The following is a 19,900-nucleotide window of genomic DNA, read 5'->3' as shown; positions in this document are numbered from 1 at the left end:
TTTTGGCAAGCGCGAAACGTCGCTGCGGTGCGTCGTCGCCCAAACGTGTCTGACCGTTAACGACCCGGCCGCAGTTCCAGGCTTTCGAGGCCCGCGGCGACGTTGAGTCCGACCTGGCCCTGCACGCTGAGTGGCTGGAGCGCGATCGAATTGTTGGAGCCGCCGACCAGCACGTTGCCCCCTAAGCCGACGCCGACCGACGCGCTACCTTGCGCGCCGGCATAGTCGCCCGAGAGATCGCCCGGCCCAAGCCGATCGACCGGCGCGAACACGCCCCATGTCAGCGCCGTCTCCTGCGTGATGCCGAGGTCGAGACCGACTTTGCGAATGGTCGCGACGTAACGGTCCTCCGGCACACCGTCGGCGCGCAGCACGCAACCGAGATTGGTCACCGATCCCACCACGAAGCCGACGCTGGCGCCACCACGGCATTCGAGCACACCGACGCGCACCATCCGCTGCTGCTGCGCGCTGGCGCCGGCGACGAACGCCACGAGGCCGATTGCGGTAAGCCCGGCAAGGAGGAGTGAACGGTGCATGGAGGGTCTCCGGCTATGATGCGATACCATCAGAGATTGATAGCGGCGCGACGACGCACGCAACGCTCTATGCCACAAGAGTCCTGCTGGTGCCAGATCGGGTGCGATAAAAAAGGCCCGCTTCGACGCGGGCCTTTTCGTTCATCTGGCGGTTCAACGCAGGTTGCCGCAGAAGCGCTGGATGCGCTTGCAGGCGTCTTCGAGATCGGAGGTCTTGGTCGCGTAGGAGATGCGGAAGGCCGGACCGAGGCCGAAGGCCGAGCCCTGCACGACCGCAACGCCTTCGCTCTCCAGCAGTTCGGTGACGAACGCCTCGTCGTTTCCGATCACCTTGCCCGACGGCGCGGTCTTGCCGATCGTGCCGGCGCAAGACGGATAGACGTAGAACGCACCCTCGGGGCGCGGACACTCGATGCCGTTCGCCTGGTTGAGCATGGAGACCACCAGGTCGCGGCGCTCCTTGAACACCTTGTTGTTGGCCGGGATGAAATCCTGCGGACCGTTCAACGCTTCCACCGACGCCCACTGCGCGATCGAGCACGGGTTGGAGGTCGACTGCGACTGGATCGTCGACATCGCCTTGATGAGCTGCGCCGGACCGCCGGCATAGCCGATGCGCCAGCCGGTCATGCAATAGGCCTTGGAGACGCCGTTCACGGTCAGCGTGCGCTCGTAGAGCTTCGGCTCGACCTGGGCGACGGTGGTGAACTGGAAGTCGTCATAGACGAGATGCTCGTACATGTCGTCGGTCATCACCCAGACATGCGGATGCTTGACCAGTACGTCGGTGAGCGCCTTCAGCTCGGCCTTCGTGTAGGCGGCACCCGTCGGGTTCGACGGCGAGCACAGGATGACCCATTTGGTCTTCGGCGTGATCGCGCGCTCGAGGGCCTCGGGCTGGAGCTTGAAGCCGGTCGCGGCCGTGCAGATCACCGACACGGGCTCGCCGCCGGCGAGCGCCACCATCTCGGGATAACTGACCCAATAGGGCGCCGGGATGATCACCTCGTCGCCCGGATTGATGGTCGCCATCAGCGCGTTGTAGAGCACCTGCTTGCCCCCGGTGCCGACGATCACCTGGTTCGGCTTGTAGCTGACGCCGTTTTCGCGCTGAAATTTTGCGATGATCGCTTCCTTCAGCTCGGGAATGCCGTCGACCGCGGTGTACTTGGTCTTGCCGGCCTCGATGGCGTGGATCGCGGCCAGCTTGATGTTGGCGGGCGTATCGAAGTCGGGCTCGCCGGCGCCAAGGCCGATGACATTGCGGCCCGCCGCTTTCAGCGCGCGTGCTTTATCCGTGACCGCGATGGTCGCGGACGGCTTCACACGGTCGAGCGCAGCGGCAAGGAAGGACATCATCATCTCCTGGCGAGCGTCGTGAACCCTTGGGCGTCACGACTCTGATTGTGGGAATGATGCACCCTAGGACGGGTGCCGCTGCACCGCAAGAACTTCGGCTCAATCCGGCAAAAGTTTACGAATCCGAGCCGAAGACGCCCCGGATTTGCGCAATATTCCTAAACTTTTGCTGCCGGAATGCCTTATATCTGGCAAGGATTGTCCTCCGAGCAATTTCTACTCTTCGCCGAGCTGCAAGCTCGGCCGTTTCGGCGAGGCCGTGCAACCTGACGATGTGGGCGACGCCGGCTCGATTTTGCGGTTTGATATCGCAACCATTGAAGGCGGATGCGATCGCGGCGCAGCGATCGCAGCCTGACGCAAGCGTGATGCGAATTGTTCTGTCGTGTTGAAATGATTTTTTGCAGCGTTGCAGTGCAGTAGCGATTTCAAGTTTTTCTAGCGCGTGGGCCTTGCGGCGGATTCACAACGGCATCATTCTTTAGCCGCGTTGCGAGGCAACAAGCGGCGCGCCTTCCCGTCACCTGAGCAGACCCTCTCGAATGTACAAGCTCTATTCGATGCAACGCTCCGGCAACAGCTACAAGGTCCGCCTTGCGCTGGCGCTGTTGAACTTGCCCTACCAGGCAATCGAGATCGACATTCTGCGCGGGGAGAGCCGCACGCCGGATTTTCTTGCGAAGAATCCTTCCGGCCAGGTGCCGTTGCTCGAGGTTGGCGACGACCGCTACCTTGCCGAATCCAACGCAATCCTCTGGTACGTGGCCGGCGGCACGCCTCTCGCGCCGGAGCAACGCATCGACCGCGCCGAAGCGCTGCAATGGATGTTCTTCGAGCAGCACGCGCTTGAGCCCAATATCGGTGCCGCCTATTTCTGGTTGTCGCTGGTCAAGGGCGGCCGCGACCTCCAGACGCACGCGCTGGAGGACTGGATGGAGCGCGGCTATGGCGCGCTCCAAGTGATGGAAAATCACCTCAAGACTGCTGAGTATTTCGCCGCCCGCCAGCTCACCGTCGCCGACATCGCGCTGTACGGCTACACCCACCTCGCCGACCGCTGCGACTTCGACCTCTCGACCTTCCCCGCGATCCGGGCCTGGCTGAAGCGGGTCGAGCAGGCGCCGGGCTTCGTGTCGATGGACTGGCGGCCGGCCGATATCGACGATCCCGCGAGCATCGCAGCGAGCGCCTGAGCGGGCCGAGAATACCGGGCACAACGTTAATCCTTGCCACGATCTCGCCATATTCAGCTGGAGTGCGCCCCAATATTGCCGGTTGAAATTGTGACAGTTGTTGGCGTCGCGGGTGATTCGCTCGCGCGTTGAAGGATTTAGACCATGACTCGGGCGTCCGGCATGGTGGGCTTTCAGGGCCGACCTGCCCCCGTCGTCTCTTCCCGGCTGACAGGCGCCGTCGCGGCCTCGCTCGCGATCGCGGCGCTGTCGCTATGCCTGATCGTCGCTCTGACGGTGCTGACGACCCGGGCGACCATGGCGATGGGCCTTGCGGGCTGACCCACATCCTCGGCCCCTACCCGGCGCGGTCAGTGCGGCCCCGCGCTGATCGGCAACGCAGCAAGGACATCGATGAAATCACCGGTGATCATCGTTGCAGTGACCCTGACCGCGGCCATCCTGGTCGCTGCATCGCTGTTGATTTTCGCCGGCACGCGCAAGAGCACGGGCACCTCGACGCTGAACCTTCCGGCAGTGCGCAGCCAGGTGACGGGATAAGGCGCGAAGGCTTGTCTGGCATGTTCGCTCAAACGCGCATCGATTTGGCGTAAAATCCGTTGAAAGGTCTGCGCCCCACCGCAGCCACGCCTTAAGCATCCCGCGCGAAATCACACCGCAACGGTGCAACGATCGGCCAGTCTCGCGGCATTAGCTCGTCAGGGAGCGAGACAGGCCATGCGGTTCGGATGCCGTACGTTATCCGGTCCGGCGCTCACGGCAGCGACCGCGCTGCTGGCGCTTCTGCTCGATCGCTATCTTCCCGTCCCCTCACCCGTACCGCTGTTCGTCTGCATCGTTGCCTTCGCCGGCTCGCTCTCCGGCTTCTCCTCCGCCATGGCCAGTGCGGCTGTTGCGGTGATGGGTACAGCGCTGTTCTTCCTCAATCACAAGGCCGTTCCCGGCTACGCCACGATCGACCTCGTCCGGCTCGGCCTGCTGGCGATCACGGCGGCGGCCACTGCAGGGATCACCGGGCTGATGCGTGAGCGCCTGCTCGATGCCTTTGCGCTGGAGCGCCCGCATTACGCCACGGCGGAGCGTCTGTCGGCGGCGCTCGACCGGGTCGATATCGGCATCGTGCTGCTCGACGCCGAAACGCGCGCCGAGTTCATCAATCGCGCCTTCCGCGACTATTTCTCGCTACCCGACGAGAAGGCCGAGAGCCGGCCGCCTTTCGTCGCGCTGATGTATCACGGCCGCGACACCGGTGCGTTCGAATTGCCGGAGGATGAACTGAGCGCCTTCATCGCCGCACGCATGGAGATGGTCAGGATCGGCGACGCCACGCCGATCAACATCAAACTCAGCAATGGCGAGGTGCTGCGCTTCGTCTGTACCGCGCTGCCTAACGGCGGACGCATGCTGAGCTACACGCCGGTGACCGATCTCGTCCGTCACAGCGACGCGCCCTCGCGCGCCGATTACTATCGCTCGCTGCGCGATCCTACCGGCCGCAAGCTGATCCGCAATTTGCGCGTTGCCGAATAGCCTTACTGCGTCATAAACGCGCTAACTCCTCATCCTGAGGAGCTTGCGAAGCAAGCGTCTCGAAGGATGTGGGCCACAGGCGGGGCCTCATGGTTCGAGACGCGCTTCGCGCTCCTCACCATGAGGGTGACACAGTAAGGATAGTGCGATTGATCAGCGCCGCGATCATCCCGTATGAATGAGGCTCGCCTGGCGCCTCGCCCTGCATCCCTTGATCGCGGAATTTCGGTATGTCCCTCATCATTCGCGCCGCCACCCGACAGGACTACGATCAATGGCTGCCGCTGTGGGACGGCTACAACGCGTTCTACGGCCGTTCGGGTGCGACCGCGCTTGCGCCCGAGATCACGCGCATGACGTGGGCGCGCTTCTTCGATGCCTATGAGCCGGTGCATGCGCTCGTCGCCGACAAGGACGGCCGGCTGCTCGGCCTGACGCACTATCTGTTTCACCGCTCGACGACCGCGATCGAGCCGTCCTGCTATCTCCAGGACCTGTTCACGGCGGAGGCCGCGCGCGGCCAGGGCGTCGCCTCGGCGCTGATCTACGCCGTGTACGAGCGGGCGAAGGCCGCGGGCTCGCCCCGGGTCTATTGGCAGACGCACGAGACCAACCTCACCGCGCAGCGCCTCTACGACAAGGTGGCGGAGCGCTCCGGCTTCATCGTCTACCGCAAGATCTTCTGAGCTCCGCGGCTTGCAACCCTGTGGATAAGCGCGGCTGTCACCGGTACGTAACATTGCAGGATTAGGCTCGCGCTTGCGTCTGATCAGGCCCCCGTCACCGATCAAGCGCCCAAGCGGTCCCCGTCAGTCGCCGCGTCTGACCGGGGCCGCATTTTTTTGTACGCATGGCAGCATCGCGGCCGTCGCCTTGCCGGTCGAGCGCACGGCCGTCAGAATGGGATGTCGCCCCCACGCTCCTCTGACAGGACCTCCCATGGAAATCCGCAATCTCGGTGCCTCCGGCCTGCGCGTCTCCGCCGTCGGCATCGGCTGCAATAATTTCGGCCAACGCACCGATCTCGAGACCTCGCGCAAGGTGATCCACCGCGCGCTCGATCTCGGCATCACGCTGTTCGACACGGCCGACATCTATGCCGGCATGGGCGGCTCGGAAACGGTCTTGGGCACAGTGCTCGGCGACCGCCGCAAGGACATCGTGCTCGCGACCAAGTTCTCCAAGCCCATGGCGAGCGACGGCACCAAGCAGGGCGCCTCGCGCCGCTACATCATGCGCGCAGTCGAGGCGAGCCTGAAGCGGCTGAAGACCGACTATATCGACCTCTACCAGCAGCACGATTACGACCCGCTGACGCCGCTGGAGGAGACTCTGCGCGCGCTCGACGATCTCGTGCGCCAAGGCAAGGTCCGCTACATCGGCAACTCGAACTTCCCGGCCTGGCGCATTGCCGAAGCCGAATTCACCGCGCGAGCGACGAACGTCAGCCGCTTCATCTCCTGCCAGGATGAATACAGCCTCGTGGTGCGTGACATCGAGAAGGACCTGCTGCCCGCCGCGCAGGAGTACAAGCTCGGGCTCCTGCCATTCTTCCCGCTCGCGAGCGGTCTTCTGACGGGCAAGTACCAGCGCGGCGCGGCGGCGCCCGCAGACACGCGCTTTGCCAAGGCGCCGGCGCTTCGCGATCGCTACGTCACTCCGCGTAACGAGGATATCGTCGAGAAACTCCAGGCCTTTGCCAAGATGCGCGGCCATACCATGGTCGAGCTTGCCTTCTCCTGGCTCGCCGCGCGCCCGCAGGTTGCGAGCGTGATCGCAGGCGCCACCCGCGTCGAGCAGGTCGAGGAAAACGCCAAGGCGATCGCCTGGAAGCTCAGCACGGACGAGCTCGCTGAGATCGACGGGATCAGCAAAGGCTGACGCTTGCAGCGCGGCGCGCTATTTCGCGCCGCGTCCCACGGTCTGCATCACCTCGAAGCCTTCGAACTGGGGATGGCCGAGATAGAGCGGCTTGTTCTCGCCGGCCCGGTGATGCGCCGCGCGAAACGCCTCCGACTTGGTCCAGGCCTCGAACGCCGCGTAGTTCGCCCAGACGGTATGCGAAGCATAGAGCGTATGGTCCTCGGCCTCCGGCCCCCTCAGCAGATGAAACTCGATGAAGCCCGGCACCTTGTCCAGATGCGTGTCGCGCGACAGCCACACCTGCTCGAAGGCACCCTCCGACCCCTTGGCGACGCGGAAGCGATTCATGGCGATGTACATGAAGTTGGTCTCCTGATGCTCTGCAGATTATCTCGTCATTCCGGGATGCGCCGCAGGGCGCAGACCCGGAATCCATTTTTCCGCGGAGAGATGGATTCCGGGCTCATGCTGACGCGCGCCCAGGCATGACGGCTGTGCTTGGTTATGCGACGAGCCCCTTCATCGGCTTTGCGCTGGCGCTGTCCGGGAACACCGTCTCAGCCAGCACGCGATCCGACAAACCAAACTGGTCTTGCAGCACGCCTTTGATCACGGCCCGCAGGTCGGTCGTCGGCTTGAGATCGCGACCTTCGTAGAGGCTAGCGAGCTTCAATCCCGGCCAGTCGGAGATGACCCGGCCGCCTTTCACGGCGCCGCCGGCGAGCAACGCGATGGTGCCGGTGCCGTGGTCGGTGCCGTCGGTGCCGTTGATGCGGGCGGTGCGGCCGAATTCGGTTGCGACCAGAACGGCGGTGTCGCGCCAGCGATCTCCTAAACCGCTTTCGAATTCCGCGAGCGCGCCGTCGAGACCGCCGAGCAGGAAGGCGAGCCGCCCGACCGGACCGCCTTCATTGGCATGCGTGTCCCAGCCGTCGAAGGCGAGTGCGGCGATGCGCGGTCCGTCGTCGGCAGCCATCAGTTTTGCGGCGCCCTTCGCGACCAGCCGCATCTGCGCGACTGCGTTACCCGGCTTCGGCTTCATGTCGTCACCGCTTGCCGCCTTCTCGAGCTGCAAGCCTTGCGACAGCACGGACGCAAGCGCTGGGTCGCGGTGACGATAGAGATCGACGAGCCGCATAGCGGTGTCGTCATCGGCCTGCGGTAGCGCGACCGGCGCCCAGCCGACGGTCGGCGCGGTGCCGCGTAGCACCAGCGGCGTGGTCGGACCGACCGCGAGCCCGCTGGAGACACGCTCGCCGCGCGGCAGCGCTTCCAGTGCGCGATTGAGCCAGCCCGACTGCACGCGGCCGGGACCCGCATAGCCGCTTTCGAGCACGTCCTGGCCGTCGAAATGTGAGCGGTCGCGATAGGGCGTCGACACCGCGTGAATCACTGCGGCGTGCTTGTCGCGATACATGCGCCCAAATTCCGGCATCGACGGATGCAGCGCGAAGAACGAGTCCAGCATGAGCGCAGGGTGCTCGCCGTCGCGCGTCAGCGCGATCGAGCCGTGCAGACCGGCATAATCGGGATCACCGACCGGTGCGACGGTCGCAAGGCCGTCGAGCGCGCCGCGCAGGATAACCACGATCAGACGCGGATCGCGACCGTCAGTCGCGCGCGCGAATTTCGGCAAATACGCCCATGCGGCGAAGGAGGCGCCGCCGAGCAGCAGCGCGCGGCGCGAGGCGAGGAGCCGGTTCTCGGCGCAATCCATCGTCATCTCCTCTGGAGTTCCGGTGACATCAGGAGCAATGCCAGTGCCTGCTGGCGCGATTCCGCGCGCTCGATGGTCCGCCGCGTCTCGGTCGAGGCCGCATCCGCCGCTGCGAATTCCAGCAGATCGAGCGGGTCGATGTTGTTGCCGAGCCGCGAGCCGATCTGGACGGCGATGTCGAGTCTCAGCTTCATGCCCTCGGGCGCGGCCCACGCGGCGTTGGTGTCGGGGAATCCGTTCGGCCCGGCCGGCGACCACAGCGGCTGCCCGAGCAGATTGAGGCTGCCCAGATATTGTCCGGGATCTTCCGGCACGCGCGCGAGCAGCCTGCCGCTCGCGACCAGGAACTCGTAAGGGCTGCGCATCTTGGTCAGCGGCGCTGTCCAGGCCTCGTTGGAATCGACGAGCGCGGTCGCCAGCGCCTTGAGGTCGCCGTCGGTCCTCGTGAATACGTCGCGCAAACGCGCCACCAGCGCGGGCGGCGGATCGTCGGCGACGAAGTGACGGACGAACTTGGTCGCGATGAAGTTCGCGGTCGAGGGATGGCGCGCGATGTCGGCAAGCGCCGCTTCGCCCTGCGCGAGCCCCGCCGCGTCATAAGTCTTGCCGAGCAGCACCTGCGGTCCCGGCTGATGGGCGTTGGCGTTGAAGACGAAATTGCCGGGCTCGCCCAGCCGGCCCTGCCGGCCGGCAAAGGTCCACCCCGTGATGATGCGCGCGAGCGAGGTGACGTCCTCCTGCGTGTAACCGCCGTTTACGCCGAGCGTATGCAGCTCCATGATCTCACGCGCGAGATTTTCGTTGAGCCCGCGCTTGCGGTTCTGGCCTGCTCGCGAATCCGGTCCGAGCGATTGCTGGTTGTCGAGGAAGAACAGCATCGCCGGATGCTGCTCGACAGCCTTCAGTATGTCGGCGAAACGGCCGAGCACGTGGGGCCGGATCGCCTCGCGCTCGAAAGAGCCGGCCCAGATCCGCGCCAACTCGCCCTTGGCTGCGGAGATGCAGAAATGGTTGGACCAGAACGCAACAAGGCGCTCGGTGAAGCCGCAATCGGCGAGCGTGGCGCGTTGCAGCCGCGCCAACGCCTCGGCGCGAAACGTCTTCTGGATCACGTTGAGCGGCTGCGGCGCAGGCTTTGCGGCGGGTGGGGTCGCCGCACTGGGCTGCATGGCATCAGTGGGTTTTGCCGCCGCATCAGACGGCTTCATCTCCGGTTTCTCGCCGGCGATGTCCATCGCGACTGCATTGAGCGACAGGTTGCGGCGCGCGCCGGATTTCCGATCGGCTGGCGTCGGTGCGCCCTGGACTTGCGGCGGCCCTTCGCCTGGCTTCGCCTCTGGTTTCGATTCACCTGGCGTGCCGACCTTGGCGGCGGCTTCGCGCGCCGCTTTGACCTGCGCCTGATATTCGAACACGGCCTGGCCGAGTTGCGGTGTCGATTGCAGGCCCGGCGCTTCCAGCAGTACGCCGTTCGGACGGCTCAGCTCGGCCTTCACGAAACCGCGCGGATCGGAGGCCGCATTCATGAAATCGCCGGACGCACCGCCGCGCGCGCCAAGGCCGAACCGGTTGAGCGCAACGAGCGCGGCTTGCGAATCGCGGGCCATTGTTCTGTCCTTGCACTTCCTTGCGGCATGCGCGCCGATTACTATACCGCCGTCAATGATGAACCCGGTATGAAAATGTCGGCGAAGCCGCGGCGCAAATGATGACAAATCGGAAAGAAATCCTCACCTCACCCGCCGCGCCTTTGCGTCAAATCGTCTGTTCCCGCTGCGGCACAGCGTTTTCATGCGGATTGTCCGACGCCTGCTGGTGCGCCGAGGAGACGTCGCGGCTGCCGATGCCGGTCGAGGGCGAGGATTGCCTGTGCCGCGATTGCCTGCGCAAGGCGGTGGCGGAAGCGGCGAAGTAATGGCGCAGTCGCAGATGGCTACACCGCATGCCCCGGCGACTTCCGGGCCATGCCACCGAACGCGTCGAGCAGCTTTTCGCGCCAGGCGTAGACGGGGTCGTCCGCATCCAGCAGCTTGAAGGGGCTCACCACGCGCGCCCACTGGAAGCCGCCGAACACGATGTAGTCGGCGTAGTTCGGCGCCTGGCCGCCGAGAAAGGCTTGCGTCTTCAGAGTGAGGCGCATGATGTCGAGCGACTTGCGGAAGGCGACGACAGCGCTGTCGCGGCTCGCCATGATCTCCTCCAGCGGCTTGCCGAAACGCGCCTCGCGCGTCCGGCGGAAATAATCCGCATCGACCTTCTCCAGGTTCTTCGGGATGTCGGCGATGATGAGCGGAAAGATGCCGCCGATGATCGCGATGTCGCCCCACCCGTTCAGTATCTTCGCCATGGCGCGGCCGCCCTCCCCGCCGAACAGCGAAGGACGATCGGGAAAGGTGTCTTCGAGATAGTTGGCAATGGTCCAGGAGTCGACGACGGGCTTGTCGTCGTGCAGCAGCACCGGCACCTTCTCCGAGCCGTGCGGTGCAATCGCGGCTTTCTCGGTGAAGCGCCAGGGCAGCGTGTCCGCGGCGAGGCCCTTATGCGCAAGCGCCATGCGCGTGCGCCAGCAATACGGGCTGAAGGGCCGCGCGGCGTCGGTGCCGACGAGCTCGAAGAGTTTGAGGTTCATGGAAGGTCCCCGCTGCTGTGATTTGCGCAGAGAGTAGCCGTCGTTGCGAGGAGCGCAAGCGATGAAGCAATCCAGACTGCACCGCCAGGGAGACATTCTGGATCGCTTCGCTCGCACTGACAACGTGGAGGACACGCAGCAAGCTAGTTGGGGAAGAGGCGAAGATCAGCGGCCGTTGACGCGCAGGAACTTCTCGCCATCCTCGGTCACCGCGATGATCAGGCCCATGCCGGGCAGCGTCTCCCGGGCGACATAGCCCCGGTCGGCGGCGTCTTCCCAGATGGTCAGACGCGGGCACGAGGTCTTCCAGGTCGAAATCACCTCGGCATAGGTGCGCGGCTCGCGCGCGATCCATTCGACGAAATCGAGCACGAGCGGGTCTGCGCTCTCCGTCATTGCACGCCTCCGTTGTCAAAGGCCGCCATCACCGGTGTGCGGACCACGAGCCAGCTTCCATAGGCGAGATAGTAGCAGGCGATGGTGGTGATCAGCCGCGTCGCCCAGACGCGATACTGCTGGTCGCTCATCGCCTCCAGGATGCGCCGCGCCAGCGAGGTGCCGAGCATCGAGGCCGCGATTGCGATCCCCGCCAGCACCGGATCGAGCGTCGCCGCCTGGTCGACGATGCCGCCGAAATAGACGAGTTTCGTGAAATGGCTCGCGACTTGGCAGGTCGCTTTCGTCGCCACGATCTCGCGCCGGCCGAACCTCCCGCCGAGGAAAAAGGTGTCCATCAGCGGGCCGGAGACGCCGGTCATCAGCATCAACCCCATGCAGATTGAGCCGTAGAATGTGCCTTGCCAGATGCTGTCAGGGTTCGGCTTGATGCCGGAGGGCATCATCCGCGCCATGAACGGCGTGACGCCGAGCAGGAGCAGCGCGACCGGCTTGTCCGGCACGTAGCGGGTGAGCGACCACGCTGCGAGGGCAGCCGCGCAGCCGATCAGGTAGACGAACACGGGCCGCCAGCGGATATGCGCGCGCCAGAGCAGCGCGCGCCAGCCGTTCGAGGCCATCTGCGTGATCGCATGCAGCACCATCGCGGTCGGCAGCGGCATCAGCGCCAGCAGCACGCCGATCAGGATCAGCCCGCCCGCCATGCCGAACAGCCCCGACAGGAAGGCAGTGGCGACCATCAGCAATCCGAGGGCAGCGATCATGGTGGGCGTCACGAGAGGATCTCCTGTGGCTCAGGTAGGGGCGCAGGCTGTTCGTCTCCCTTGCCGCTCTTGCGGCGAGAGGGTGGGCCGAGGCGCTGCGTCCACAATCACGGTAGCAGTTCGCGGAGACTCGCCTTCACCCTGAATTTGCTTCGCGTAAATTCCGGCCTCTCCCCGCACGCGGGAAGAGGCGAAGGGCCGCAGCGCCTCTCGACAAATCAGCATGGATTACGCTGATATTTCTGCCTCGCTTGCCCCATCCGCGCAAACTGAGTTATCTTGGCCTGGCATCAGTTTTCCTGAGGGTACGGCATTTGCGGCGGCTGCTCTTTCTCAATGGCATCAAGGCATTCGAGGCGGCGGCGCGGAGCGGCAGCTTTGCCGGCGCCGGCCTCGAACTGAACGTCTCGGCCGCCGCGGTCAGCCGCATGGTGCATCTGCTCGAGGAGCGCCTCGGCGTCGCACTGTTCGAGCGCAAGGCCAACAAGCTCGTGCTGACGCAAGCCGGCCGCGCCTATCAGAGCGGGCTGACGCCGATCTTCGACGCGCTGGCGAGTCTCACCGCGCAGGTGACGGCGCCCTCCAGCGTGCGCGTGCTCACGATCGGTATCGGCCACACCTTTGCGATGCGCTGGCTGATCCCGCGCCTCTCCGAATTTCGCAGCGAGGAACCCGATATCGAAGTACGCTTCACCACCGGCGGCGCCACGGTGCCGTTCGGCGAGGACTGGAGCTGCGGCATCAAGCTCGGCACCGGCGACTGGCCGGGGCTCATTGCCGAGCCGCTGTTTGCCGGCGACCTCACGCCGGTCTGCGTACCCCGCCTAGCCGCCGGGCTGAAGAAGCCGGCCGATCTCAAGGGCCAGAATCTGATCCGCGTCGCGCATTCACCCGAGGACTGGCCGATCTGGCTCAAGGCGGCAAACCTCACACGCATCAGCGCACGCGGGCCGGAGTTCCAGTTCTATGGCCAGGCCTTGCAGGCTGCCGTCGACGGCCTCGGCATCGCCATGGGGATCCGCCCCTATATCGACGACGATCTCGCCGCCGGCCGGCTGGTAGCGCCGTTCGATCTCTCGGTGCCCAAGGGCATGCGCTGGTATCTGGTGTATCGCAGCTTCCAGACCGAACAGCGCGATTTTGCCGCGTTCCGCCGCTGGATCATGCGCGCTGCTGCGGAACCCGCAGCGCGCCCGCGCAAGACCGGCCGCCTCGCCGCGCGCGCCTGATGCAAAAGGCCGGCTCCGTGTGAACGGCTTCACACACGTTTTCGGCGAGACGTGGTCTTCTGACCCTCCAACGAGAAATTGGGGACCAGCAATGACGACGCTTTACGACGGCTTTGACATCGAATCGTTCGAGGCTGGCAAGGGCCTCTGGCACGCCCGCATCCGGCGCGCCGACTTGAGCCTGCTCGCCATCGACGGTGTGCTGTTTCCGGCAATGGAGGTCGGCTTCGCCTGGCCCGACCCGGAAGCCGCGATCGCCGATGCCAAGCACCATATCGACCGCTTCCGCCGGCGGACGGAGCAGGACGAATAGGATTTCTGACCAGGATCTTTTGACACAGCGCGGTGGCAGAAGGAGGATTGAAGTCATGTCGCAGATCGAGTTCGAAGAGACGCAACCGCTGGCCCAATCCTGTGAACGCGCGGTGCGGTCGAGCTGCCCGGAATGTGACGGCGAGCTCGCCGTGCTTCGCGTGATCGGCGGCCGGGCCGGATGCGAGTACTGGACCATGCGTTGCACCCATTGCGGTGGGATCCATCTCGACGTCCTCAAGCCGCGGGCGGCCGTCCAAGGAGACGGGTCGCTGCCGGCCGCGTGAGCCTGCTGCCAACCTGCTGTCAGCAGGCCGCTATGAGCGAAGGCCTTCGCCCTTTCCTGAGGGGCGGACTCGTCCCATATTCGGGGGATGGCGAAGAAACCTGCTCCTCCCGAAAAATCCGTCAAAACCCCGAAATCCAAAGCACATCGGCCCGACGTGCAGCCGATCGCGCCGGCATTGGCCGAACTGCTCAATCCCGCGATCAATCGCGGCGACGCGGGGCTTGGATCAGGCACCGGCTTGCAGCCGCCACCAGACAATTCGCGTGACCGCCGCGCCGGCGGCGAGGCCGCCGCACATCGCGCGCGGGCCTCGACGCCGAAGGATTTTCCGCAGGATTCGACTCGTGGCTCGCCCCGCTCCCCGGAGGCTGGTGCGCTGGAAGAGGCCCCGCAGGCCAATTACGGCACTGCCGCCACCGTGCCGTTCCTCGATCCGGAACTGGCGCGGCAGCTCGGGCTGCCGACGGAAGAGGACGATGCCGAAGCTCTCGCCCGCCCACCACGCAGCAAGATGGAGGCGCTCGGCGTCAAGGCGACCGCGGACGCGCTGGAGGCGCTGATCCGCGAGGGCCGGCCGGAGTTCCGCAAGGACGACGGCTCGATGCGGGTGTGGACGCCGCATCGGCCGCCGCGCCCGGAAAAGTCCGAAGGCGGCGTGCGCTTCGAGATCAAGTCGGAATACCAGCCCAAGGGCGACCAGCCGACCGCGATCGCCGAACTCGTCGAAGGCGTCGAGCGCAACGACCGCAGCCAAGTCCTGCTCGGCGTCACCGGCTCGGGCAAGACCTACACGATGGCCAAGGTGATCGAGGCGACGCAGCGCCCTGCCCTGATCCTCGCGCCGAACAAGACGCTCGCCGCGCAGCTCTATGGCGAGTTCAAGAATTTCTTTCCCGACAACGCGGTCGAGTATTTCGTCTCGTATTATGACTATTACCAGCCGGAAGCCTACGTCCCGCGCACCGACACCTATATCGAGAAGGATTCGTCGATCAACGAGCAGATCGACCGCATGCGCCACTCGGCGACGCGCGCGCTGCTCGAACGCGACGACGTCATCATCGTCGCTTCGGTCTCCTGCATCTACGGTATCGGCTCGGTCGAGACCTATACCGCCATGACCTTCGCGCTGAAGAAGGGCGAGCGCATCGACCAGCGCCAGCTCATCGCCGACCTCGTCGCGCTGCAATACAAGCGCACGCAGGCCGATTTCACCCGCGGCACATTTCGCGTTCGAGGAGACGTGATCGACATCTTCCCGGCGCACTATGAGGACCGCGCCTGGCGCGTGAATCTGTTCGGCGACACTGTGGAGAATATCGAGGAGTTCGATCCGCTCACCGGCCACAAGCAGGACGAGCTCGAATTCATCAAGATCTACGCCAACTCGCACTATGTGACGCCGCGCCCGACCCTGGTGCAGGCGATCAAGTCGATCAAGTTCGAATTGAAACAGCGGCTCGACCAGCTCCACGACCAGGGCCGCCTGCTGGAAGCGCAGCGGCTGGAGCAGCGCACGACCTTCGATCTCGAGATGATGGAGGCGACGGGAAGCTGCGCCGGCATCGAGAACTATTCGCGCTATCTCACGGGACGCCGCCCCGGCGAGCCGCCGCCGACGCTGTTCGAATACGTGCCCGACAACGCGCTGATCTTCGCCGACGAAAGCCATGTCACGATCCCGCAGATCGGCGCGATGTTCCGTGGCGACTTCCGCCGCAAGGCAACGCTCGCCGAATACGGCTTCCGCCTGCCCTCCTGCATGGACAACCGCCCGCTGCGGTTCGAAGAATGGGACATGATGCGGCCGCAGACCATCGCGGTATCAGCGACGCCCGGCGGCTGGGAGCTCAACGAGAGCGGCGGCGTGTTCGTCGAGCAGGTGATCCGCCCCACCGGCCTTATTGATCCGCCCGTCGACATCCGTCCCGCCCGCACCCAGGTCGACGACCTCGTCGGCGAGGTGCGCGCCACCGCACAGGCCGGCTATCGCTCGCTGATCACGGTGCTGACCAAGCGCATGGCCGAGGACCTCACCGAATATCTGCACGAGCAGGGCATTCGCGTGCGCTACATGCACAGCGATATCGATACCATCGAGCGCATCGAAATCATCCGCGACCTCAGGCTCGGTGCCTTCGACGCGCTGGTCGGTATCAACCTCTTGCGCGAGGGCCTCGACATTCCCGAATGCGCGCTGGTCGCGATCCTCGATGCCGACAAGGAAGGCTTTCTGCGCAGCGAGACCTCGCTGATCCAGACCATCGGCCGCGCCGCGCGCAACGTCGACGGCAAGGTGATTCTCTATGCCGACAGCATGACCGGCTCGATGGAGCGCGCGATCGCCGAGACCAACCGACGCCGCGAAAAGCAGGTCGAGTACAATAGCGCCAACGGCATCACGCCGGAGAGCGTGAAGAAGCAGATCGGCGACATCCTCAACTCCGTCTACGAGCGCGATCACGTGCTGGTGGAGGTCGGTGGCCACGACATGACCGACGACGTCATCTCGATCGGCCACAACTTCGAAGCCGTGCTCGCCGACCTCGAGACGCGGATGCGCGAAGCCGCCGCCGATTTGAACTTCGAGGAAGCCGCCCGTCTGCGCGACGAGGTCAAGCGCCTGCGCGCCACCGAACTCGCGGTGGTCGACGACCCCACCGCCAAACAGCGCATCGTGCAGGGCAAGGCCGGCGCTTATGCCGGCACCCGGAAATACGGCGACGCCGCCAACTTGCCGGTCAGCGCGATGAAGAAAAAGACCGTGACCTCCGCGCTGAAGGCCAGCGGCGGCAGCGGCTCAAAGGTCCACAAGCCGCATCTCGACGAGATGCACGGCCCGGAGTCGCTGCCCTACCGCGCGAACCGCGCGCTGCCGTCAAAACCGTTCGGCGGAGCTAGCAGGATCATCCTGCCAACCGACTCGCGGCAGTCTGGCCCGGAGTTCGGGCCCGCGCCGAAGTCGACCGGTGGGGCGCCTGGGCGACGGGGCGGGTGGAAGAAGAGATAGGGTTTGCAGCGCTGGCATCCGTTGCGGAACGAAGTGCGCAATGAATCCGGGACGCGCCGCTTTCGCGGCGCCCCGGAATGACGCGTTGAGAGAGAGATCACCGCACCGCACGCAGCTACCCCCTGAAAGCAATGGTTCGGGTTTGTGCCGTCACAAGCGCCGGATTTCATGCAGCAGGTTTTGAAGCCTGCGTTCCGAGCCGCAGGCGCAGAGGTCGTTGCGACGGGGCTTTTCGCTCAGCTCGACGTCGCCGTGAATGACGCGCCGTCCGCGCTTGCGAAGAACTTCCGCTGCTTACGCGTGATGCTGAAAGCAGGGAAAGTTTTCGAGATCGCGATCCCCGCGCATGGCGCCCTCCACTGGTTTTAAGAACGCGAGTCGACTGCTGCGGCGCTCAGCTAGGCCGTGTAAGTCGGCGAATATGTTGGAGTCCGGAGCGGCTTTTCGATTTGGGTAATCCTTCTGCGCACTCACTTTTGCGTTGCTCCCGAATACTCTGAACAAACCACCGGGGCCTCGGCGGGCTAATCGTGACGATCTGAAGAACAAGAACGTGACGGAGCTGCTTGGCCTGGTCCGCGAAATGGCGGCCGAGTTCGAGCATGCCAATGGACTGGACGATCAAACGCTGGACGATATTGAGCATCGCGCTCGAAAATTGGAGGGGCAGGCTTTTGACGGCGATGCTCGCGCCGAAGAATCGGAGCAAGTGTGATTGGATCGCGGGCGTGCACCTGGACGAGATATCGATCTTTTCCCAGCCCTGGTTCGTAGATATCGCGTACGGGAAGAAGCTCCGTGTAGCCAAAGCATTTAATAAAGCCGGCAAGCTAATATGCGCTTTTCCATATTGCCAAACAAACATAATGGGCATTTTTCCGAGGATAACAAGTTCAGATAACTGGAGACGCCTCAGCTCATTCGTCTTTCTCGACAAACACATAAGTGATGAAGAGAAGCGAGGCGCGATTACCGATATTATAAAGCAGCTTCCTGGATCGATTGGTTATTGCCAATTCATTCTGGATAACGATTCAGGCATCATTCGCGACGCGTTCATCAAAGCTGGGTTTGAATGCATCGAAATGCCAAAATACATCCGTCCACCCAGCAAACAAAATTATGAGCGTGTTGATGCGTATGCGCAAGCCAGAGACAACGTACTGAAAACCATTTCGAAAGACGGAAGAGCTAGATATAAAAAAACAGCAAGACAAGCAAAAATAGAAAGTATCTCGGCGTCTGACTTTTGCAGGTTTTACGAGAGCAATCTTATTAGTAATGGCGAGCAGAGCTATGCCCCGCTAAGCGTTGCAGAGACACTCATCGAGAACAGTGTTCGTCGTCAGAAAGCTTTCACGCTTGCGGTAAAAGATAAGGACGGCATGGAAGCCGCCGCCGCTTTCCTGTTTGATTCAGGAGCGATCTATGCATGGTTGGCAAGTAGAAAATATCACCCGCAAAGCACGAAATTTAGTGGCGATGATAAATATAAAAAATATTGCATAGATCTACTGATCATCGAAGCCATGATCTTCGCAGAATTGCATGGCCTGACTTATGATGCAGAAGTTATTGCTGTTGAAAGAAATGGCGCCCCCAGAAGTCCGCACAAAATTTTTGTCAACGAGAAGATACTTCACCTTTCGAAAACAGAAGCCAGATTTGTTTTCGAAAGAATGGGGTGGTGGTATCACGCAGCAAGGCAGGTCTTTTGCAAGGCAAGGGGCGTTTTTGCAAAAGCGGCCAGTTGATGTGATCGAATGACGCTCAAGTAGCCGTCGGGGATCGTTCCATGCGAGGCGCCGCCGCGCTTTCTGGAAACTGACTTTTAGGCTGCTCCAGAATAGCCACTCAAGCCTGACCCCCGGTCTTGCCGTTCGACCACGTGCCGCAAATCGCATCATCCTGTAGCTTTCCCGTCGCCCTCACTCGGCTACCAATACCATGATACCGATCGTCAGGCGATGGACGTCCGTCGGAGGACGCGTTCCAAGGAGCGCAACCGGCGGCCGAAATGCTTCGACTGTGGCTTGAACGTTACATCTGAGAGCAAAGAACCGGTTTAAGCTTTGGTTCGTTCGGCGAATGCTTGGGGCTTTTCATGAAAAAACTTGCTTTGGCGGTGTCCGTTCTCGCGGCCAGCGCAATGGGCGCATCCGCTGCCGATATGGCGGTGAAAGCGCCTCGGTACCAAGCACCCGAAGCAGTCGCTTCGACTTGGACAGGCTTTTATGTTGGAGCCTCGCTCGGCGGCGAGCAGGCCAACGCCAATTGGACGACGACGTCGATCGGCGTTGTCGCGCCGGGCTTTGTCATTCCTCCCCCAACGGTGGACGGTAGTTCGCCGAGACGCTTTAGCCCCTCAGGCGGTCGCTTTGGGGGCTTTGCCGGATACGACTATCAGTTCGCGCCTCAGTGGGTTGCAGGCGTTGTCGTCGATGCCGCGTATTTTGACAGAACCGTTACGACCGTGGGGGCGCCCGGCTGCACGGTCACTTGCATTTTGGGTGTCCCGGGACCGGGAGCCGATGTATCGAGTGTAAGAGCTCAATGGGATGCGAATGTGCGGGGTCGGCTCGGATATCTGGTCACTCCCAATGTGCTGCTCTATGGGACTGGCGGTATTGCCTTCCAGAAGTTCTCCAACTCCATCACCTGCGAAACCAGCCTGACTGATCCGCTTTGCGGACCAACTGCAATCCCCGCTGCTGCGACGGCGACGAACAGTTCCACGCGAACGGGCTGGACGGCCGGAGTCGGCATCGACGCGAAAATCTTCGCAAACTGGATGCTTCGAGCTGAGTATCGTTACTCGGACTTCGGAACGTGGAGCAATTCACTGTCGCTCGTATCGCCCGGTGTTTCAGTTGTAACGGTAGCCACGAATCTGAAACTCAATACGCACATTGGAATGATAGGACTGGCGTACCAGTTTGGTGGCCCCGTCGTTGCAAAGTATTGAGTTCTCCATCCATATTTTAAAGCCATGCGCCTGCCTTTGCGCCGCTTAGGGCAGTTGCCCAAAGGCACTTGGATCGAGCAACTTGCAGTGCCGGAGCTTTCGTTT

At 63.3% G+C, this 19,900-nt stretch carries 23 protein-coding genes; 15 read left to right on the top strand and 8 right to left on the bottom strand.

Features of this window, described 5'->3' with window-relative positions; all coding sequences use genetic code 11:
* Positions 1-56: 56 nt before the first annotated feature.
* Together QA640_RS09480 and QA640_RS09475 are read right to left on the bottom strand one after the other, a co-directional pair.
* Entirely contained in the window at positions 57-539 is a 483-nt protein-coding gene (locus QA640_RS09480; protein WP_283040428.1) for a DUF992 domain-containing protein, read from the bottom strand.
* Positions 540-692: 153 nt separating this feature from the next.
* Positions 693-1,895 (bottom strand): pyridoxal phosphate-dependent aminotransferase, encoded by a 1,203-nt coding sequence (locus tag QA640_RS09475; protein ID WP_283040427.1) that lies wholly within the window; start codon positions 1,893-1,895, stop codon positions 693-695.
* A 545-nt stretch (positions 1,896-2,440) separates the two neighbouring features.
* On the opposite strand from QA640_RS09475, the gene QA640_RS09470 reads away from it, so the two are divergent.
* The 6 genes from QA640_RS09470 to QA640_RS09445 all read left to right on the top strand — a co-directional run bounded on the left by QA640_RS09470 (position 2,441) and on the right by QA640_RS09445 (position 6,502).
* On the top strand, positions 2,441-3,091 hold the full coding sequence (locus QA640_RS09470) for a glutathione S-transferase family protein (RefSeq protein WP_283040426.1): 651 nt from the start codon (positions 2,441-2,443) through the stop codon (positions 3,089-3,091).
* A gap of 144 nt (positions 3,092-3,235) precedes the next feature.
* Positions 3,236-3,412, top strand: a complete 177-nt coding sequence (locus QA640_RS09465) for a hypothetical protein (RefSeq protein WP_283040425.1) — start codon at positions 3,236-3,238, stop codon at positions 3,410-3,412.
* Between the two features lie 72 nt (positions 3,413-3,484).
* Positions 3,485-3,631 (top strand): hypothetical protein, encoded by a 147-nt coding sequence (locus QA640_RS09460; RefSeq protein ID WP_283040424.1) that lies wholly within the window; start codon positions 3,485-3,487, stop codon positions 3,629-3,631.
* A gap of 177 nt (positions 3,632-3,808) precedes the next feature.
* A complete protein-coding gene (locus QA640_RS09455) occupies positions 3,809-4,621 on the top strand; it encodes a PAS-domain containing protein (protein ID WP_283040423.1) in 813 nt (270 codons plus the stop codon).
* Between the two features lie 230 nt (positions 4,622-4,851).
* The gene (locus tag QA640_RS09450) at positions 4,852-5,307 is read left to right on the top strand and encodes a GNAT family N-acetyltransferase (protein ID WP_283040422.1); all 456 of its coding nucleotides are present in this window, start codon (positions 4,852-4,854) and stop codon (positions 5,305-5,307) included.
* Positions 5,308-5,560: 253 nt separating this feature from the next.
* Complete coding sequence (locus QA640_RS09445) at positions 5,561-6,502, top strand: aldo/keto reductase (protein ID WP_283040421.1); 942 nt, start codon at positions 5,561-5,563, stop codon at positions 6,500-6,502.
* An 18-nt stretch (positions 6,503-6,520) separates the two neighbouring features.
* Here QA640_RS09445 and QA640_RS09440 read toward each other — a convergent pair whose 3' ends face one another.
* From QA640_RS09440 to QA640_RS09430, 3 genes are all read right to left on the bottom strand, one after another.
* The gene (locus QA640_RS09440; RefSeq protein WP_283040420.1) at positions 6,521-6,844 is read right to left on the bottom strand and encodes an antibiotic biosynthesis monooxygenase; all 324 of its coding nucleotides are present in this window, start codon (positions 6,842-6,844) and stop codon (positions 6,521-6,523) included.
* Between the two features lie 142 nt (positions 6,845-6,986).
* Positions 6,987-8,207 carry a DUF1501 domain-containing protein gene (locus tag QA640_RS09435; RefSeq protein ID WP_283040419.1) on the bottom strand — a complete coding sequence of 407 codons (1,221 nt, stop codon included), beginning with the start codon at positions 8,205-8,207 and terminating at the stop codon, positions 6,987-6,989.
* Complete coding sequence (locus tag QA640_RS09430; protein ID WP_283040418.1) at positions 8,204-9,808, bottom strand: DUF1800 family protein; 1,605 nt, start codon at positions 9,806-9,808, stop codon at positions 8,204-8,206. Before QA640_RS09430 ends, QA640_RS09435 begins: the two co-directional genes overlap by 4 nt.
* 101 nt (positions 9,809-9,909) lie before the next feature.
* Between QA640_RS09430 and QA640_RS09425 the strand changes: the two genes are divergently transcribed.
* Positions 9,910-10,116, top strand: a complete 207-nt coding sequence (locus QA640_RS09425) for a cysteine-rich CWC family protein (protein WP_283040417.1) — start codon at positions 9,910-9,912, stop codon at positions 10,114-10,116.
* A gap of 18 nt (positions 10,117-10,134) precedes the next feature.
* On the opposite strand, the gene QA640_RS09420 is transcribed toward QA640_RS09425, so the two are convergent.
* The 3 genes from QA640_RS09420 to QA640_RS09410 all read right to left on the bottom strand — a co-directional run bounded on the left by QA640_RS09420 (position 10,135) and on the right by QA640_RS09410 (position 12,002).
* Positions 10,135-10,830 (bottom strand): glutathione S-transferase family protein, encoded by a 696-nt coding sequence (locus QA640_RS09420; RefSeq protein WP_283040416.1) that lies wholly within the window; start codon positions 10,828-10,830, stop codon positions 10,135-10,137.
* 165 nt (positions 10,831-10,995) lie between these two features.
* Positions 10,996-11,226 carry a hypothetical protein gene (locus tag QA640_RS09415; protein WP_283040415.1) on the bottom strand — a complete coding sequence of 77 codons (231 nt, stop codon included), beginning with the start codon at positions 11,224-11,226 and terminating at the stop codon, positions 10,996-10,998.
* The gene (locus tag QA640_RS09410; RefSeq protein ID WP_283040414.1) at positions 11,223-12,002 is read right to left on the bottom strand and encodes a sulfite exporter TauE/SafE family protein; all 780 of its coding nucleotides are present in this window, start codon (positions 12,000-12,002) and stop codon (positions 11,223-11,225) included. Before QA640_RS09410 ends, QA640_RS09415 begins: the two co-directional genes overlap by 4 nt.
* A 302-nt stretch (positions 12,003-12,304) precedes the next feature.
* Between QA640_RS09410 and QA640_RS09405 the strand changes: the two genes are divergently transcribed.
* From QA640_RS09405 to QA640_RS09370, 8 genes are all read left to right on the top strand, one after another.
* Positions 12,305-13,219 carry a LysR substrate-binding domain-containing protein gene (locus QA640_RS09405; RefSeq protein WP_283040413.1) on the top strand — a complete coding sequence of 305 codons (915 nt, stop codon included), beginning with the start codon at positions 12,305-12,307 and terminating at the stop codon, positions 13,217-13,219.
* A 91-nt stretch (positions 13,220-13,310) separates the two neighbouring features.
* Positions 13,311-13,532, top strand: a complete 222-nt coding sequence (locus tag QA640_RS09400) for a hypothetical protein (RefSeq protein ID WP_254098322.1) — start codon at positions 13,311-13,313, stop codon at positions 13,530-13,532.
* 55 nt (positions 13,533-13,587) lie between these two features.
* Positions 13,588-13,818 (top strand): hypothetical protein, encoded by a 231-nt coding sequence (locus QA640_RS09395; protein ID WP_283040412.1) that lies wholly within the window; start codon positions 13,588-13,590, stop codon positions 13,816-13,818.
* A gap of 87 nt (positions 13,819-13,905) precedes the next feature.
* Entirely contained in the window at positions 13,906-16,830 is a 2,925-nt protein-coding gene (gene uvrB / locus QA640_RS09390) for an excinuclease ABC subunit UvrB (RefSeq protein WP_283040411.1), read from the top strand.
* A 168-nt stretch (positions 16,831-16,998) separates the two neighbouring features.
* A complete protein-coding gene (locus tag QA640_RS09385; protein WP_283040410.1) occupies positions 16,999-17,199 on the top strand; it encodes a hypothetical protein in 201 nt (66 codons plus the stop codon).
* Between the two features lie 184 nt (positions 17,200-17,383).
* Positions 17,384-17,545 carry a hypothetical protein gene (locus tag QA640_RS09380; RefSeq protein ID WP_283040409.1) on the top strand — a complete coding sequence of 54 codons (162 nt, stop codon included), beginning with the start codon at positions 17,384-17,386 and terminating at the stop codon, positions 17,543-17,545.
* Between the two features lie 13 nt (positions 17,546-17,558).
* Positions 17,559-18,584: a hypothetical protein gene (locus QA640_RS09375; protein WP_283040408.1), complete on the top strand. Its 1,026-nt coding sequence runs from the start codon at positions 17,559-17,561 to the stop codon at positions 18,582-18,584.
* A gap of 350 nt (positions 18,585-18,934) precedes the next feature.
* On the top strand, positions 18,935-19,795 hold the full coding sequence (locus tag QA640_RS09370; RefSeq protein WP_283040407.1) for an outer membrane beta-barrel protein: 861 nt from the start codon (positions 18,935-18,937) through the stop codon (positions 19,793-19,795).
* Positions 19,796-19,900: the final 105 nt, after the last annotated feature.

Source organism: Bradyrhizobium sp. CB82, from assembly GCF_029714405.1.
GTDB lineage: Bacteria > Pseudomonadota > Alphaproteobacteria > Rhizobiales > Xanthobacteraceae > Bradyrhizobium.
The sequence above is the reverse complement of the archived record's forward strand: the minus strand, read 5'-3'. Positions and strand labels throughout refer to the sequence as shown.